Source organism: Ochrobactrum quorumnocens, assembly GCF_002278035.1.
Lineage (GTDB): Bacteria > Pseudomonadota > Alphaproteobacteria > Rhizobiales > Rhizobiaceae > Brucella > Brucella quorumnocens.
Map to the genome: position 1 here is coordinate 1,717,189 of NZ_CP022604.1, position 17,479 is coordinate 1,734,667.

The window sequence follows — 17,479 nt, forward strand, 5'->3', positions numbered from 1 at the left end:
TCATTTCACTATCTACAGCGTCCTGTTGTGCGCGCCCAAGAAGGCGCACGCGCTCTAAGACGCTTATGCGCTTTCACGCAGTTCGCTGCCATCTGGCTCGCGCAGCACATAACCACGGCCCCACACGGTTTCGATGTAGCTCTGGCTGCCGGAAACGGCATCGAGCTTCTTGCGCAGCTTGCAGATAAACACGTCGATAATCTTCAGCTCAGGCTCGTCCATACCGCCATAAAGGTGGTTGAGGAACATTTCCTTGGTGAGGGTTGTACCCTTACGCAGGGAAAGAAGCTCAAGCATCTGATACTCTTTGCCGGTCAGGTGAACGCGCTGACCGCCAACTTCAACCGTCTTGGCATCAAGATTGACAACCAGATCGCCAGTTGTGATGACCGACTGAGCGTGGCCCTTCGAACGGCGGACGATCGCATGAATGCGAGCGATCAACTCATCCTTGTGGAACGGCTTCGTCATATAGTCATCTGCGCCAAAACCAAGGCCGCGAACCTTATCCTCAATGCCGGCCATACCGGAAAGGATCAGGATTGGCGTCTTAACCTTCGAAAGGCGCAAGGTACGCAGAACTTCGTAACCGGACATATCCGGCAAGTTCAGGTCCAGCAAGATGATGTCGTAATCATAAAGCTTGCCGAGATCGATGCCTTCTTCACCCAGATCGGTGGTGTAGACATTGAAGCTCTCGGACTTCAGCATCAACTCAATGCTCTGTGCGATAGCACTGTCGTCTTCAATTAAAAGGACGCGCATATCTTATCCCCTTTCCGCCGCTGACCAGATATCCCTCACGGCAGCACACGGAACTGTCGTTGCCATAGCATGAAGGTGCCTGCAAATGGTTAACAAAATATGATTCCTGTTGGCAAGCATAATTCTATCCTGTTTAGAAAAAACTCTTATCCGACTGAATCATATGCAATTATTCAATTCGATCGACTCTTATGAATCACATTAAGAAATTCCCTTAAGTGATTCATTCGACTCTATGTTTCACCTGTTACCCAAAAACCACACAAGATTTACCGAGCCTTAATTCCTAACGCGTATGATTAACGTTGCCGGTAAAGGAATGGTTACCAAAAGCGCAAAATCTTAACTTTTTGTTTCGCTTATGGAGACTGTTCTTATGATTGGCGGCAAAGCCGAGGCCTTGAAAACCAAGGCATTGCAACGGATTTCGCGGTATATTGCAGGAAAATCGCCTTCATATATGCCTGTTAATAAAGTCGGGGGGAACGCCCCAACGGTAGGAGCGCATCCCGAAAAACGTGAAACGGTTTTCGGACAATGCGTGTGAAACAAAAAGTTAGAGCGCCGGTCTGATAAAAATCGGATCGAAACACGCTTTAATAAAGCTGGTTGGTGTTCAAGGAGTATTGCGTAATGAAGCCACGTGAAAGCCTCGTCAGGCTTAAACTGTTCCAGGTGAAGGAAAAACGCCGTCAGCTGGGCCAGCTCGACCTGATGATTGGCGAGTTCGAACGTATGGCGGGAGAACTCGACGCCCAGATTCTATCCGAGGAAAAGAAGGCAGGCATCACTGACATCAATCATTTCGCCTATCCGACCTTCGCAAAGGCAGCGCGCCAGCGACGCGACAACCTGTTTGGATCGATTCGCGATTTGATGTCTCAGAAAGAAGCTGCTGAAGCCGAACTGGTCTATGCGGAAACCGAACTGTCAAAAGCGGAAGCACTCGAAGAACGTGACGGTGGCAAAGCGCCTCGTGAAATCGTCGAGCGCCCGGTCAATCAGCGCCGCGCTATGATCGGCTAAAGCATCGTTCACCGGCGCGAAATTGCGCGCCGGTGAACGGGTGATTGAAACAATGGGCTTGGAGTGCCGATCATTCAGCGCTCTACGCCGTACTTAAGTAATATTCGTAATGCTGCCCGTCAGAGGGGCGCAACTTTTTAGACAACGACCCCAAATCTTGGTTTGCCTTTGTCCCACACACGGTTGTAGGGAAGAAGCGCAATGCAGAAACTCGTCTCATCAGGACCGGAAAAAGTCCCCAGTAAATTCAATTTCGGCAAGGCGCCCAAACCTGTTCAATGGGGCGCAATGCTGATCATATCTGCATTTCTTATCTTCATCGGAGAGATGCTGGGTCTGCCAGCCGCCCTGCTTTTAGGCGCAATGCTTGGTGCGATCATTCTTGCCACCCATGAAAGCACGATCCGGGTTCATAAAAGTTTCTCGCTGCTGGCACAGGCAATCGTTGGCCTGCTGATCGCGCGCGCCATGACCGCTGAGTTCTTCAGCAATATGGGGCAGCATCTGCCAATCATCCTGTTTTCAACCGGCTTCACGTTGCTGGCCAGCACAACGATTGGTTATCTTCTGGCACGCTTCCGCGTTTTGCCCGGCACAACCGCCGTATGGGGTGTCTCGCCCGGCGCTGCCACCGCAATCGTCCTGATGGCTGAATCCTTTGGATCTGACGCGCGCCTCATCGCCTTTATGCAATATTTGCGTGTGGTATTGGTCGCAACCACCGCTTCACTTGTAGTGATGTTCACCGCTGACGTCGAAACAGTCACCCCAGCGGCCGTGGAGTGGTTTCCAGTGATTAACTGGCACACTCTTGGCCCTACCCTCGCCTTGATCGTCTGCGGGGCCTTTCTGGGCGAATTATCGCGCATTCCAACGGGAGCGATGCTCGTACCGCTCGCACTTGGTGCATTATTGCAGGATACAGGTCTGATGACCATTGATCTGCCGCCGTGGTTGCTGGCCGCAAGCTACATCTTCATCGGCTGGCGGATTGGCCTTGGCTTCACACGCGCAATCATTGCTCACGCAGCGCGCGCCTTCCCGGCAGTGCTGGCTTCAGCCCTTATTCTGATCGCGGTCTGCGGTCTGTTTGGCATGACACTTGGCCATGTGCTGGGGCTTGATCCCCTCACCGCTTATCTGGCCACCAGCCCTGGCGGCGCGGACACTGTCGCCATCATTGCAGCATCAAGTAATGTTGATCTACCGTTCATCATCGCCATGCAAACCAGCCGCTTTTTCATCGTTCTGCTGGCGGGCCCGGCAATTGCGCGATTCGTCGCTTCCCGTATTGCCAAGCGGCAAAAATAAAAAACCCGACTTTCGCCGGGCTTTTCTAATCAATAATTTTTCAGGCTTATTTGCCGTGGAAACCACGGATAGCGCCAATAATCTTGTCCTGATCTTCTTCCGAAAGATACGGATGCATCGGCAAGCTCAGAATGCGTGCAGGTAGCGCCTCCGAAACAGGCAGACCACCCGGTGCGATCGGATAATGCTTGTAAGCGGTCTGTAGATGCAGCGGTTTCACGTAATAAATAACCGACGGAACTCCCGCCGCCTGAAGATGCGCCTTCAGACCGTCGCGGTTTTCGCTTTCAATCGAATACTGCGCCCAGGCCGAACGGTTGCCAGCAGGCAAGCCCGGAACCTTGACCACATCCTTGAGCAACTCATTGTAACGCTTGGCAATACGATCACGCGCTTCCATCTCATCTTCAAGGATCGCCAGCTTTTCCAGAAGAATAGCTGCCTGAATCGTATCGAGACGCGAGTTGAGACCAATGCGAACATTGTCATACTGCGTTTCGCCCTTGCCGTGGAACAGCACGGAGCGCAGCGTGTCGGCCAGTTCAGCGTCATTGGTGAACATTGCACCGCCATCGCCATAGCAGCCGAGTGGCTTGGCAGGATAAAAGCTCGTCGCACCGACATGGCCGAAAGCACCGCACATGACGTTGTCGCGCTTGCCGCCAATTGACTGCGCCGCGTCTTCAATAACGAACAGACCTTCACGATCAGCAACTGCACTAATACGGTTGTAATCGGCAGCTAGGCCGAACAGATCAACAGGGATGATTGCCTTTGGCTCGAGGCGGCCTTCCTTGCGGATGGCTGCAATAGCGGCTTCCAGCTGTTCGATATTCATGTTGTAGGTGTCGGCATCGACATCGACGAAAACCGGCTCCGCACCAACAAGGGCAACAACTTCAGCGGTTGCCGCGAACGTAAAGGACGGAACGAAAACGGCATGGCCAGGGCCAATGCCGCGCGCCATCAAAGGCATCTGCAAGGCGTCGGTGCCATTGGCGCAAGCAATGACATGTTCCACGCCCAGATATTCACCAAGCTTCTTTTCGAACTCAGCCACTTCAGGGCCCAAAATGTAACGGCCTTCCGCAACAACCTTGGAAACGGCGGCATTAAGACGGTCTTCGATACGCGCGCGCTGCGCTCCAAGATCAATGAACTGCATGTTGGCTCCAATTTATCTGGTTCGCCCTATCAAAAGCGAATCCACGGCAACCTGTTTATTCCTTCACGCCCCGCCCTGCCATGGGTGGAGCGTTCAAAGTTTTGCTAACTCCGTAACACCGCTTGACAGAAACTTCCGTCAAAAGCGGATTAGCTGGAATGATTGACCGAACCTTCAGTCAGAATGCGCAAGACGCTGATTGCCTCCCGCCCATCGGTACGCGGCGTTTCGCGCGTTTCGATGCAATGCAGGAAGTGCTGCAATTCGCGTGTCAGCGGCATCCCTTCTTCAACGGGGATATATACCGGATCGACCGATTTGAAAGCCCACTGATCATTCTCGCGCCATACTTCGTGCTTGTAGAAGGCGAGCTTGCGATCCCACGGTTCAGCATCGTCAAAAACCAGCATACCCTTGGTTCCAGTCACACTCAAACGGCGCTCGCGATACGAGTTCAGTCTGGATGCAAAAAGATGACCACGGATACCGCTCGGGAATTCAAGATGCACATGCGCAAAATCGCTGATCTTATCGATGATTGCAGCGCCCTCGCCGCGGACCGCTGACGGTTCTTCACCGGTGATGGCGAGGATCATTGAAAGATCGTGAGGGGCAAGATCCCAAAGCGCATCGAACTTGTCGTGGAACTTGCCGAAACCGACGCGGTGCGAATGCACATAGCGGATATCGCCAAGTTCGCCGCTTTTCACCATATCGAGCAGTTTTTCAAACGCTGGATGAAAACGAAGGATATGACCGACCATGAAGACGCGGCCATTGGCGCGTGCAGCTTCGACTTCGGCTTCTGCATCCGCCACTTCAAGCGCGATCGGCTTTTCAACCAGAACGTCTTTGCCGTTCTTCACCGCTTCAATAGCATACTGCGCATGAAACTGCGCTGGCAGCGCCAAAACGATGCCGTCAATGTCGGGACGCGTGAAGAGTTCATCGACGGGAATATTGGGAACACCGAACTCAGAAGCGAATCTTTCCGCGTTCTGTGGATTGGCGTCTGAAACACCCTGAAGCATGCCGAGGCTCTTCAGGGTACGAATATGGTTGCCGCCCCAATAGCCACAACCCAAAACCGCAATACGAGGTGCCATAAAACTAAGCCTTTGCTTTCCGCTAGTTACTTATCTACGCAAATCATGGAAAACAAGACGAAAGCTATGCGAAGAGTGCTTGACAGGGTTTCATTCCCCACATATACCGCCGCCATTCCTTGCATGAAAACGGTTCGTTAAACGCTGGAGACGGCGCTGAAAACTGTTTCACTGCAATGTGTGGCGGAGTAGCTCAGTAGGTTAGAGCAGAGGAATCATAATCCTTGTGTCGGCGGTTCGAATCCGTCCTCCGCTACCATCACTTCACTGTGAAGCAACTTCTCTCCCAAAAAATCGGGCTGATAATCTTAAAGCTGCAACTGCTTTGCGCAGGCCGCTGCTTGTCTCAGACCAATATTTTCGCGCAAATCGTGATATCTCGGTGGAAATGCGGCGTAAATCATAAGCTGTGCCGAATATCCATTTCCATTCAACAGTTCGACAAAGCGGCGCTGCAATAAAAACGGCGTAACCCGATCTCTCGGATTTCCAATCACAATGATATTCAACCGCGGATTTCGTGCGATTCCGCTGATATGTTCCATTGGATCATAGGGCGCTGGCAGTCCAGTCGTGTCACGCCCCGGCCGTTGCTTCAGTCCAGACTCGGCACGCAACATCTGCGCACGCTCCAGAAGACCGAATGCCCCCGAAGTCAGCACCGCACAGGAAACATCGCCTCGCCCAAGCGTCAGCAAGGCGGCAGCCGCAGTTGCACCGCCGCTATGCCCCATCAGCACAAACTGCTTGATGCCATATCGCTGTTTAATTGCATCTAACGCAGAATTCAGCGCCATGAACTCGGCGGCCTGTCGTCGCCGCAAGTGGTTGCCACTTGAACCGTAGGTTCCAGGCCGCGCCAGTACGATTACAGGGACACCAGTCACCTGCGCCGTTCGTTCCGCGCGGCCTTTCTGTGCTTCCACCGTATTGTCGGGAATATCTGCTGGCTTGCGCTTCACCCAGCCTTCAGTGTCCCCCCGCAAAAGAACCAGCGCAATAGGCGCATTCTCAATAGTGCCGCCGGAGAAGAAACGGATGCAATCCTGTCCCCCGGCATATTCAACCCAGACAGCATCGTCTGTTTTCTGGCAGGTCGCAAAATCGGGTTTCAAGCTCCACTGTAGCAGCTCAGCTCTGGCAGCACCAATGCCGACAATACTCAGCAGCAGCCCCAACGAAAGAACCCAACTACCCCTGAACCGGTGACTTTCGCAAACCATTCTCCACATCGCACCGCCTCAGGACCTAACGTTCACGCAGCGCTTCGCTTGCCCTGTTCAGTGGCTTGATCAAATAATCGAAGACTGTCTTGCTGCCCGTGTGAATATCGACTGTTGCAACCATACCAGGAACGATGGGAAAGCGTTCTTCGTGCTTGTTCAGAAGCGCATCTTTCTCTGTCTTGATGAAGACACGATAATAGTAATTTTCAGGCTTTGCCTCGTCCTGGATCGTGTCTGCAGAGATACTGACAACCTTGCCTTCGAGACCGCCATAAATCGCATAATCATAAGCGGTAATTTTAACGGTCGCCCTCTGATCAGGGTGGATATAAGCAATATCCCTCGGTGAAATACGGGTTTCAATCAGCAACTGCTCATCAAGCGGCACGATAATCATCAGCTTGCCGTTCGGAGGTACCACGCCACCGATTGTCGACACTTCTATATTCTTGACGATACCACGCACAGGCGAGCGCAAGGTCAGGCGCGCGAGTGCATCGGATCGCCCACGAATGACGGAGGAGAGCGATTCCACCTCGGCATTTGCCTTCGCCAGTTCCTCTCGCGCCTGCACGATATAGTCGGATTTGATTTCCGTTTCCTTGAGCTGAAGCTCGACCAGCTGCCGTTTCAGACGGATCACTTCGACATTGCTGGCCGCACCCATTTTGCTCAGTGACTGGCTGATATTGAGTTCATCCTGCACGAGCTTCTTGGATTCGGCGATCCATTCAAGCGACTCTTGCAAACTGCGTTTACGCGCTTCAAAAAGCCGTGTCTCCGCACCGACCAACATCGGAAATGCGTCAAGCTCCGGCGAAAACTGCAACTCTGTTTGGCTGACTTCGGCGTTTAGACGAGCAGAGCTTGCCAATGCCGCGCGATATTTCGCAGCGCTTTCCTGTACGCTCGATTCCGTAACCGTTGGATCGAGTTGTGCCAAAATCTGTCCCGGCTCCACGACATCATCCTGTCGTACCATCAGTTTGGCGACAACACCGCCTTCCAACGATTGAATGACCTGTTCTTGTGAAGTTGGCACCACTTTGCCTGTCCCGTTAGAGACTTCATCAAGCAAAGCCCAATAAGACCAGCCCACCAAAATGATCAAGAAAACGAAAACGAGCCGAACAAAGCGCTTCTTCTTCTTGAGCTGAAGCCCTTGCTCACTTCCGTTTACCCAGGCACCAAAGTCTCCGCCGATGGCCGCCATGCTGTATCCCTCCGGATCATGCCTGTTTTGGTGTTTCTACCTTGCTCATTCCCAACAACGTCTGCAGACCGCGTTCCTTGCCGTCGTCCAATGCGACCTGCCCGTTCTCAACGACGATCAGGCGCTGTACGAGTTCGAGCACGCGCATTCGATGCGTTGCGATGACGACCGTGCGTCCGACGCTCCATTTCGCGAATTGTTCGATGAAATGCCGTTCTGTGGCCTCGTCCATTGTTGATGTCGGCTCATCGAGAAGCACAACCGATGGATCGCGGATCAGAAGTCGCGCCAGCAGAATGGCCTGTTTCTGGCCACCAGAAAGACCGCCGCCGCCTTCCTGAACCAGATGTTCCAATCCTTTCGGCAAACGTCGCACAAAGCCATCCGCGCCAACCATAGCCAGCACCCGCTGGATCTCGGCATCCGAAGCGTCGGACGCCCCCATGGTGATATTCTCGCGCAGTGTCCCAAAGAACAGACGTGAATTCTGTGTCAGCAGCCCTACATCCCGGCGTACATCAGCAGGATCTATCTGTGGCAATGCGAGATCATCGAGCAGGACCTCGCCTTCGGCCGCATCAAGCAACCCGGAAAGAGCGAGCAATAGGGTGGATTTACCTGCGCCATTGCGCCCAAGCACGGCAATGCGGTCACCATGTTTGATCTTCAGATCCTTGATCAGAAGAACGGGAAGCGAATTTTCATCGCCATAACGAAACAGAGCGTCTTTAAGCCGATAAGAACCGTCGATCTTCGGGCAATGAATACGGGTTTCGCTATCGGGATGATCGACCGGCATTTTCATCAGCTGGTCGAGGCCCTTTTTGGCAATGCGTGCATGTTGCAGGCGTCCCATGATCTGAGACAGTTGCCCCATCGGCGCAAGCATGCGTGATCCGAGGATGGATGCACCAACAAGCGCGCCGGTGGTCATATCGCCTGAAATGATCAGCGGTGCGCCCACGAAAACCGTCAGCGCATAGACCCCGCCCTGCACATTTTGCGTCCACACGCTGAGACTATTCGTCAGGGCACGGAGCCTAATCTGCGCTTCGCCAGTTACGGCATTGAAGTGGTTCCACTGCTGCTGGAAGCGATCTTCGGCCTGCAGGCCCTTAATATCTTCGATGCCCTGCACTGTTTCAACCAGCATGGCATTGCGAAGTGACGCTTCGCGCATGGCTGCATTGGCATAAGCGCGCAAACGCCGCTGCAAGAACAAGCCCGGCAAAATCAGAAGAACCAGCGCGCCAAGTGGTATGAAGACCATCCAGCCAACCAGCGCTGAGTAGATAACCAGGAACAGGAAAAAGAACGGCAGATCCGCGAGTGCTGAAACCGTTGTTGAGGTCAGCAATTCACGAACCTGATCGACGTCCCGCAACTGAGCAATAAACGACCCTGTCGATGTCGGTCGGGCGCGATTGCGAACGCGTAAAGCGTGGCCGAACACCACATCGGACATCTGCAGGTCCGTCTGCTTGCCCAGCATATCGATGATGCCCATGCGTGCGCGACGCATCATGAAATCGAAGAATATCGCCAGCAGAACACCGCTGAACAGCACATAGAGCGTGTTGAAAGACTGTGCGGGGACGACGCGGTCATAGACCTGCATCGAGAACAGAATGCCTGCCAAGCCCAAGGTATTCGCGATCAGCGAGGCAACCAGCACATGGCTATAAGAGCCAATGTCGCGGAAGATGATCTTTCGAAGCCAGTTCTCTTCATATGGTTTGATGTACGCATCGACACGCGCATCAGGCACGGTTTTCGAAGGGCGAGCGAGAACAACCCGCTCAGTCTCGGCCAGAAGATCGGCCAGCGCAAATGGCTGTTCAAGCCCTTCTTCACCGCTCAGCCAGACGCTGGTCCGCCCATCCTTCGAAAGCGTATGAACGACTGCGAGCTGGTTATCCTTGAGCATCAAAACAAAAGGAAGATGCCATGTCGAAAGACTGATCTTGGACGGTTCAACAAGCCTGACGCCAAGGCCCATATGACGGGCCATCGCTCGGATTTTTGCATTATCGTCGGTGTTGAGATCAGCAGCTGCCGCAAGCTTGGTGCCTTGAACGGATATCGGCATACTATAATGCTTTGCCACCAGTTCGAGCGCTTCTAGCCAGCCTTCGACATTGAAGCGTGATGGCGTGTCAGGCTCTGGTTGTTCACCAATCAGACCAAATTCAATCGACGGATCGATAATTGGAGGGTTCTCGCCGCGCTTCATTGATTGCTCCCGCCTCCCCGCAATGCTGATGCCTGAAGACCAAAACTCTGACGCATTTTTCCTGAGCTATAGAGACAGTTCAGATTCAGGCGCCTGATATCATGCACTGTGTTGGCTGACTGGAAGCGCGCCTCATGCAACTCCTGCTCTGCATTGAGCAGATCAAGCAGGGTTCTCGTACCCAATTCGACATATTGTTCGCGATAGAGATCGCGCGTCTTGACCATCATGTCGGCACGCAATTCGAGTGAAGACATCAGCCGGCTCAATGTGCCGATCTGGCTCCGCGATTCCATGAGATTGCGCTCCATGTCGATGCGCGCGGTGCTGATCGCAGACTCCGCTGCCTGAAGACCATAAGTCGCCGCCCGCTTGCGTGCGCCGGTCTGTCCACCATTGTAAAGGTTTGATGAGACGTTCACGCCTACCGAATATTCAGGCTGACGATCATTGCTCGTCGTATTGTCGCGCGAAGCGTTCAGGTCATAACCCGTAGTCGCTTCAAGCGAGACCGTTGGATAAGCTTCTGCCTTGCTTGCTGCCAGCTGCGCTTTCGCTTCTTCCTTCTCAGCCTTGGCCTGTAACATAGCCGGAACCTGATCCCAATCGGGGGCGGCAACATCACAAGACTTGCCAAGCCACGCAGGAGCTTCCGAGGACGGATTTGGCGCTCCCCCGCCGATCATGGCTGCAAGCACTACCTGCCAGCGATTAAGCTCAGACTGATACTGCAATTGCGTCGCCAACGCAGATTCCACACGCGCATCGGCCTGAATCTTATCGGACATGGTGCTTGCACCCTTGTCCGTCCTCTCATGAACTAAACCAGCAATGCGTTTGACACCGTCAACCTGTTGCTGTGCAAGAGAGGAAAGACTGCGATAGCGCTGTATCTCGACAACCGCGTTCGCTGTGTCTCGCGACAGATTATCAACGGCAAGCAGCAAACGCGCCTGATTAATATCCTTGCCCGCGCGTTCAGCATCAACGACGCTCGAGACTTTGCCGAAATCATAAAGTAGCTGAGAAGCAGCGACATTGAGTTGAGGACGCCAACCTTCCCGATTGCTGCTTTGATAGCCAGAGTTCACACCTGCATTGAGCTTCGGATAATAGCCAGCTTGCGCAGCCCTGATCCGTTCATCGGCCTGATAAATACGGTCTGAAGCTTCATTGATGGTGGGATGCCATCCAACAGCACGGCGGACCGCAGTTTCCATCGTAAGGGAACCGCGGTCCGACGCCTTGGGAGTGCTGGCATTTGTCACGTTTTCCCTGTCAACAGCAGGTACGGGGGTGGAACCCGCCGCTGACAGGGGCCGTGAGGCCTCGGTGTTCTTTGACTGCGTAAGTGTCTTCTCGCCCAAAGCGAGATTGTTTGCAGACATCTGGCACGCAGCCAAAAGGCATGAAGTAAACATTATTGTCGCGAAACGTCTTAAAATCAGAATTTTTCGCATTTATTTCCCATTATAACCGGCAATAGCGCCGGTGATCTGTCATCTGAGCCTCCGCCGCCAAAAGGCTCAGCGGCGAAGGGGGGAAGCTGAAAGATCAGACAGTATGTGTTGTATGAAGATCATCCTCCTGCGTGAGCGGATCTGGCACCAGATGTCCGAGCGGATCATCCACTGCTGCCGTTTCTTCAACTGCGGCCGTACCCAGACCTGCTTCAGATATCTGAGTGGGGCTGTCCTCGCTGGACGGCTGATCGTTGCCGGATGGCAATGTCACTTCGCCGCTGCCGTCGTCGAGCAATATGCCTTCGGTCAGACTGTGCTCAAGTGGGGTTTCTCCAGCGTCTGCATCTGATGTCGCCAGATGATCGCCAAGCGGAACAACATCGCTTTCATGTTGATCTGCAACGGTTTCACCCTCACCGGCTTCAGCCGAAGCACTTTGCTCGGTCGTCTGTGTGGCCTCCTGATCCACAGGTGTCTGAGTTGAAGCGGCAACATCACCACTGCCATCATCCGGTGCGTCATTGTCCGCGGCCTGATGCTCATCCGCCTGATGGGTCGTATGTGCATCAGAACTATCACTATGCTCACTCAAGGATGCAGCAGCAGCCGTGTCGTGATTTGCCGCAGCCACGGCATCATCATGGACAGTGTCCTCTGCAATCCGAGCACTAAATGCCTGAGTGCCCTCTTCCAGTGTGATGGTGATATTCGCCGCCGTCTCATGACCGTTTGGCAGCACGATCTTGTAGTTGAAGGTGTCCGTCGCAAACCGATCCGCATAAGCAAGATCGGTATGCGGTTGATACTTGTACTCACCGTTGCTGTAGATTGTCAGATCGCCATGCAGCCCCTGAATGACGGTGCCGGTAGCACTTGCATTCACAAAACCACTACTGCCCTGAACCTGCAGTTTTGCAGCAAGTGGCAAGGTTCCGTCATTATCGAACAGATTCCCTGTTGTGCCCGGATTGTTCTGGATCACATGCTGGTCGGTCAAGGTGACATTGACATCCGAGATCGTATTAACCGCACCGGCAACACCACTGATCGTGGTATGGACACGATACTGGCCTGGAACCAGATTAAGGCTGCCAACGTCAAGGGTCTTCACGACGCCTAGGAGACCGAGCGTCATATTGTAGGTTTCTGGCGTACCTACATTCTGCCAAGTACCACCAACGAACCTTTGAATGACAACCGTACCACTCGCAACAGCCGCGACCGTAACCGAAATGGTTATGGTTCCAGTGGCATCCATATTACTGCCGATAGTGAACGTATTACTGTCCGATTGGCCGCTACCCAGAACGGCTGCGAGAGGCTGCGTTTGGTCAAAGAAGCTATTATTGACCGCATTGACCCAGACAATTCCCGACGTATCGGTATCGTTAGCGGCAACGAACTCATAGGTTGCTGGTTCTGTGAAGTTTTCTTCGTTCCAGACAAGACCCTGACCATCGCTACCGATACGAATATTCAGGTTTGCTGTCGTGTCTGCATTGGTGAGTGGGTCATGTACCGTGTAGGTAAACTGCTCAACCTGACCAATGACCGCCGCATTCGCATTTGGCGTGTAGGTATAGGAACCATCCTGATGAATGACCAGTGTTCCGTACTGCCCGACGATCGTCGAACCCTGTGCGCCGGCAACCACATCATGTGGAACACCATTGACGGTGATGCTGGTTACCAGATGGCCGGCTTCGATCGCAGTGCCGTCATTGGCCATGACGTTGCCCTGAATAGGCGAGGCCTGAACACCGGCAGGTTCATGATAGTTCAGATCTTGACCCGAAACAGCAAGGTTACCTAACAGGCCAAGGCTAACGGTATTCTGTACGGCAGCAAAGGCGCGATATGTGCCCTCGCCGAGAAGGACATTGGCTTCAGCACGATTACCCAGCAAGGTCAGGGTAAGGAGCGTAGCATTGCCATTACCGTCAACGGATGACCACGTACCATCCGGCATCAGCTTCTGAACCACAATTGCCGTGCCACCGGCAAGGTCGACACCAAGCAGCTGCTCATAGGTCAGCTGCAGGTTCTGCTGATGGCCTTGCGCCACCGTAATACTGACGGAGTCCACGCTCAGAACACGCAAGTCGATACCGAGAAGGCCAACAAGCGCGAGATAGGACGCACCCGGATAAGTGACGGCAGTCGTCGTAGGCTGAATGACCACTTCTGCAGTCACGTTATCGTCTATCGGAGCAGTACTCCCGGGGTCGATAATCGGTGCGGTTACCGAGCCTGGGCCTGACACATTGCCTGCAGCATCTTCCAATGTGACCGAAAGTTGCTGACCATCTCTCTGCGGAGTTGTAAGCGTGATCTGGAAATCACCATTCCCGTCTACATCGCCTTCACCGATCACGTTATTATCCGGATCGCGGATCTCCACCTTTGAATTCGGCTCGCCCTTACCACTTACGGTTACACCATCTGGCGTGATGACAATATCCGTTGGAGCAGGCGGTGCCAGCGTGTCTGGCAATGTGGCCGGGCTTGCTCCCGACTCATTCCCCGCAGCGTCACTCTGGGTGACCAACACATCCTGACCGTTACTTGGATCCAACGTATAGGTCGCAGTGCCACCAGCGCCGAGTTCGACTGTGGCAATCGGCTCACCAAGAGCGTTATGGATCGTGGCCGTGCCATTCGGCTCACCTGTTATCGTGAGCGTCAGTCCGTCCGCCCCGACAGCCACTATTGGCGCATCTGGTGCAAGCGTGTCCGGCAAGGTTGCAGGCGTCTCCAGGGATTCGTTGTTGGCAGCGTCGGTCAAAGTCACAGTGACGTCTTGACCATTGCTCGGATCGAGCAAGAAGGTCGCCGTGCCCTCACCCGATAGACCGACGGTGCCAATCACTCCACCAGTAGAATTGTAGATCGTAGCAGTGGTGTTCGGCTCGCCGGTGATGGTGAGCGTGCGACCGTCTGCACCAACTGTCACGCCGGGCGCATCTGGAGCATCCGAGTCCGCGTCAGCATCAGCGTCGGCGTCGGCGTCAGCATCCGCATCAGCATCTGCGTCAGCGTCAGCGTCAGCGTCCGCATCGGCATCCGCGTCAGCGTCGGCATCAGCGTCAGCATCCGCGTCAGCGTCAGCATCGGCATCGGCATCGGCGTCAGCATCAGCGTCGGCATCAGCGTCGGCGTCGGCGTCGGCGTCAGCGTCAGCGTCAGCATCCGCGTCGGCATCTGCATCCGCATCGGCATCCGCGTCAGCATCAGCATCCGCGTCAGCATCGGCGTCCGCATCAGCGTCAGCGTCAGCATCGGCGTCAGCGTCAGCATCGGCATCCGCATCAGCATCAGCGTCGGCATCAGCATCCGCATCCGCGTCGGCATCGGCATCAGCGTCGGCGTCAGCATCGGCATCAGCGTCAGCATCCGCATCGGCGTCAGCATCCGCGTCGGCATCGGCATCGGCATCGGCGTCAGCGTCGGCATCAGCATCGGCGTCCGCGTCAGCATCACCTTCAACAACATTTGGTGCGATTACTGAGCCGGGACCAGAAACATTTTGAGCAGCGTCGGTGAGAGTCACCGAAAGGTGCTGGCCATCATCTTGTGGAGGGTTGAGATCAATGGTGAAATTACCATTTTGATCAACGGTGCCTTCACCAATAATATTTCCATTAGGATCTCTTACTATAACCTTTGCACCCGGTTCGCCTTTACCGCTCAGCTGACTTCCATCATTGCTCACAACAAGGTCAGTCGGCGCATTTGGGGCCAACGTATCTGGCAAAGTTACCGGTGTCTCAGAAGACTCATTTCCCGATCCATCGGTCAAGGTAACGGTGACGTTCTGACCATTGCTTGAAGGAAGCGTAAACGTGGCAGTACCATCGCCCGAAAGCACGACGGTACCGATAACGTCCCCTGCAGCGTTGTAGATCGTTGCGGTTGAGTTCGGCTCACCTTTGATCGTTATGGTTCGACCATCTTCTCCAACTGTTACCGACGGAGCACTCGGTGCTTCAGTATCAGCATCATTGTCGTCGTCACTTCCAGAAGATGCAGCGATCGCAGCGCCAACTGCGCCCAAACCAAGAAGGCCCAGCAGAACCGGGCCTAGATCACCACCACCTCCTGCGAGCTGATCAACAGATTGAATTTCCGAAAAGTTGAAATCGGCCAGACCATCACTGTGGCTACCAGCCCAAAGCTTGCCATCCTCGTCCTGAAGAACGAGGTCATTATCCTGACCATCCTGATAATGTGTGTAAAAATTTACGATTCGAACGGTTTCGCCATTGTGCAACCGAATAAGAAGATCGTCGCCGATTCTTTGATATTCTGAGATAGCATTAGGATTAAGCGATAGTTTTACAACGCTCGGCCCCGACAGAATAACGTCATTCCCAGCAACGGTACGAGAACTGCCACTCGCCTTATTCGTTACAACTGCAACCATGACTCTCTCCTCAATTCGAAACTGAGCTTCAAGGGTCGATGTGAAACAGAACGCAGACTACTATCAACACACTGATATATGGCGGGAATATTAATTAAAATATTAACTAAACATTTGACACGAATTGACCTAGCCGCAAAGTATAAAACCGTTGCGAAAAAATAATGCCATAAACCTGCATTTCATAATAGTTGCTAAAGCCACCCCTCGAAGACGATAAATACCAGCTTCAAAATTTCGTTATCGCGAGAGGTTTGTCTATGCTGATATTGACTCCCTTTGTACAATAAATACAAAAGATACTAATTAAGGTGCATATTTTTGAATAAGTTATCTCTGAGCTTTTCTCCTGAACGACGCCGGACTCGTCCCGATTATTCGCCCGAAAAACCGCGTGAGGTGGACTTGATCTGCAAACCCGCACTCATGAGCGATCTCTGCAATCGGCATTTGCGTTTCAACTAACAGTTCTCGCGCCTTTTCCACCCGCCGCCGAATGATATATTGATGCAGAGTTACTTTCGTCGCCCGTTTGAACAAACGAGCGAACTGGGCCGCACCAACACCCGCTGTATTCGCAAGCCTGTCTATGACTATGCGACGGTGCAAATTTTGCTCAATATAATCGAATGTCTTCTGAATGGTTGGCAGAGAAAGCCCTGCTTCAGGATTAAGATCGCCAGAAGTGAGCGTAGAATATTTTGAGATAACCCGCGCAACAAGAACGCGCGCTATGTATTGCACCTCAATTGAGGAAAACCGTCCGCCGACATATAATATATCTTTTACCGAGCTTATTGTCTGACCCAAAAAATCATCAAATATAGAAAGACTATAATCCAACTTGAATAAGCTATTACCGACCGATGAGAATTCTATAAATACATCTTCCATCAGCTTTCTAGATATATATATATTTATAACTTCAGCATTACTATTTATTGATACCTTTACCGATTCGTCGGGAGGGATGATAATGATTGATCCTGGTTGCAAATAGAGTTCGGATATCTCATCTCCAATCTGCCAAGTTCCCTGCAAATGCCCCTTAAGGACCATGGCGACTAATAACGAGTCCACCGGCTTGAATATCGATCGGAACGGCCGCAAGCGCGCCGTATAAGCGTATAAGTTCTTCCAGCCCTGGTCAGAACTTGTTCTTATAATATCAATAGCTTCAACAGTTTCTACGTCGTGGAATGCAACCAAATTCCCCTCAGTATTTGGCATATATCCTCCATAGTTACGGATACTTTGGATTATCATAAGCTAATAATAAACTAAAAAAAATCAAATGCATTCCCCACCAATTATGTGAATATCTTTAAATTTAAACGATAATATAAGCTTGGAAATTAATTCCGAACCCAAAATTGATACAATTCTCTATTTAGAAATCTCTAAAAGATTCATTTTAGATAAATTTTACAGTTTTGGTTATTTTTTTCTATTTACAGATTCGTTCGATCAGAAGCAAAAACTCAGTAAATCAAAAGCAAAAATAGATAAAAACGCCGCGCGTTACCGCGTGCGGCGGATGGTCATTTA

Annotated in this window: 11 protein-coding genes and 1 tRNA gene; 3 read left to right on the forward strand and 9 right to left on the reverse strand. The window is 52.6% G+C overall.

Features of this window, described 5'->3' with window-relative positions; translation table 11 throughout:
• Positions 1–63 precede the first annotated feature (63 nt).
• Positions 64–765, reverse strand: coding sequence for a response regulator transcription factor CtrA (ctrA, locus tag CES85_RS17885; protein WP_094577785.1), 702 nt, complete (start codon positions 763–765; stop codon positions 64–66).
• A 633-nt stretch (positions 766–1,398) separates the two neighbouring features.
• Between ctrA and CES85_RS17890 the strand changes: the two genes are divergently transcribed.
• Together CES85_RS17890 and CES85_RS17895 are read left to right on the forward strand one after the other, a co-directional pair.
• Positions 1,399–1,791 (forward strand): hypothetical protein, encoded by a 393-nt coding sequence (locus CES85_RS17890; RefSeq protein ID WP_024899365.1) that lies wholly within the window; start codon positions 1,399–1,401, stop codon positions 1,789–1,791.
• Between the two features lie 201 nt (positions 1,792–1,992).
• A complete protein-coding gene (locus tag CES85_RS17895; protein ID WP_095447147.1) occupies positions 1,993–3,102 on the forward strand; it encodes an AbrB family transcriptional regulator in 1,110 nt (369 codons plus the stop codon).
• Positions 3,103–3,148: 46 nt separating this feature from the next.
• Here CES85_RS17895 and CES85_RS17900 read toward each other — a convergent pair whose 3' ends face one another.
• Both CES85_RS17900 and CES85_RS17905 read right to left on the reverse strand, forming a co-directional pair.
• Positions 3,149–4,267: a DegT/DnrJ/EryC1/StrS family aminotransferase gene (locus CES85_RS17900; protein WP_094577790.1), complete on the reverse strand. Its 1,119-nt coding sequence runs from the start codon at positions 4,265–4,267 to the stop codon at positions 3,149–3,151.
• A gap of 149 nt (positions 4,268–4,416) precedes the next feature.
• Positions 4,417–5,373 carry a Gfo/Idh/MocA family protein gene (locus CES85_RS17905; protein ID WP_095447148.1) on the reverse strand — a complete coding sequence of 319 codons (957 nt, stop codon included), beginning with the start codon at positions 5,371–5,373 and terminating at the stop codon, positions 4,417–4,419.
• 182 nt (positions 5,374–5,555) lie between these two features.
• Between CES85_RS17905 and CES85_RS17910 the strand changes: the two genes are divergently transcribed.
• Positions 5,556–5,632 (forward strand) — tRNA-Met (locus tag CES85_RS17910).
• Positions 5,633–5,681: 49 nt separating this feature from the next.
• Here CES85_RS17910 and CES85_RS17915 read toward each other — a convergent pair.
• From CES85_RS17915 to CES85_RS17940, 6 genes are all read right to left on the reverse strand, one after another.
• Positions 5,682–6,551: an alpha/beta fold hydrolase gene (locus CES85_RS17915; RefSeq protein ID WP_235901851.1), complete on the reverse strand. Its 870-nt coding sequence runs from the start codon at positions 6,549–6,551 to the stop codon at positions 5,682–5,684.
• A gap of 70 nt (positions 6,552–6,621) precedes the next feature.
• Complete coding sequence (locus tag CES85_RS17920; RefSeq protein ID WP_095447150.1) at positions 6,622–7,812, reverse strand: HlyD family type I secretion periplasmic adaptor subunit; 1,191 nt, start codon at positions 7,810–7,812, stop codon at positions 6,622–6,624.
• Between the two features lie 16 nt (positions 7,813–7,828).
• Complete coding sequence (locus tag CES85_RS17925; protein ID WP_095447151.1) at positions 7,829–10,045, reverse strand: type I secretion system permease/ATPase; 2,217 nt, start codon at positions 10,043–10,045, stop codon at positions 7,829–7,831.
• Positions 10,042–11,433: a TolC family outer membrane protein gene (locus tag CES85_RS17930; protein ID WP_235901849.1), complete on the reverse strand. Its 1,392-nt coding sequence runs from the start codon at positions 11,431–11,433 to the stop codon at positions 10,042–10,044. Before CES85_RS17930 ends, CES85_RS17925 begins: the two co-directional genes overlap by 4 nt.
• A gap of 166 nt (positions 11,434–11,599) precedes the next feature.
• Complete coding sequence (locus CES85_RS27190) at positions 11,600–15,931, reverse strand: BapA/Bap/LapF family large adhesin (RefSeq protein ID WP_157743469.1); 4,332 nt, start codon at positions 15,929–15,931, stop codon at positions 11,600–11,602.
• A 330-nt stretch (positions 15,932–16,261) separates the two neighbouring features.
• Positions 16,262–17,161 (reverse strand): helix-turn-helix domain-containing protein, encoded by a 900-nt coding sequence (locus tag CES85_RS17940; RefSeq protein ID WP_095447153.1) that lies wholly within the window; start codon positions 17,159–17,161, stop codon positions 16,262–16,264.
• Between the last annotated feature and the right edge of the window lie 318 nt (positions 17,162–17,479).

What these genes read in the sequence shown, in the direction of transcription:
- CES85_RS17895 (WP_095447147.1), top strand. Translation starts at nt 1,993, where the DNA reads ATGCAGAAACTCGTCTCATCAGGACCGGAAAAAGTCCCCAGTAAATTC.
- ctrA (WP_094577785.1), bottom strand. Translation starts at nt 765, where the DNA reads ATGCGCGTCCTTTTAATTGAAGACGACAGTGCTATCGCACAGAGCATT.
- CES85_RS17905 (WP_095447148.1), bottom strand. Translation starts at nt 5,373, where the DNA reads ATGGCACCTCGTATTGCGGTTTTGGGTTGTGGCTATTGGGGCGGCAAC.
- CES85_RS17940 (WP_095447153.1), bottom strand. Translation starts at nt 17,161, where the DNA reads ATGCCAAATACTGAGGGGAATTTGGTTGCATTCCACGACGTAGAAACT.
- CES85_RS17930 (WP_235901849.1), bottom strand. Translation starts at nt 11,433, where the DNA reads ATGTCTGCAAACAATCTCGCTTTGGGCGAGAAGACACTTACGCAGTCA.
- CES85_RS17925 (WP_095447151.1), bottom strand. Translation starts at nt 10,045, where the DNA reads ATGAAGCGCGGCGAGAACCCTCCAATTATCGATCCGTCGATTGAATTT.
- CES85_RS17920 (WP_095447150.1), bottom strand. Translation starts at nt 7,812, where the DNA reads ATGGCGGCCATCGGCGGAGACTTTGGTGCCTGGGTAAACGGAAGTGAG.
- CES85_RS17900 (WP_094577790.1), bottom strand. Translation starts at nt 4,267, where the DNA reads ATGCAGTTCATTGATCTTGGAGCGCAGCGCGCGCGTATCGAAGACCGT.
- CES85_RS27190 (WP_157743469.1), bottom strand. Translation starts at nt 15,931, where the DNA reads ATGGTTGCAGTTGTAACGAATAAGGCGAGTGGCAGTTCTCGTACCGTT.
- CES85_RS17890 (WP_024899365.1), top strand. Translation starts at nt 1,399, where the DNA reads ATGAAGCCACGTGAAAGCCTCGTCAGGCTTAAACTGTTCCAGGTGAAG.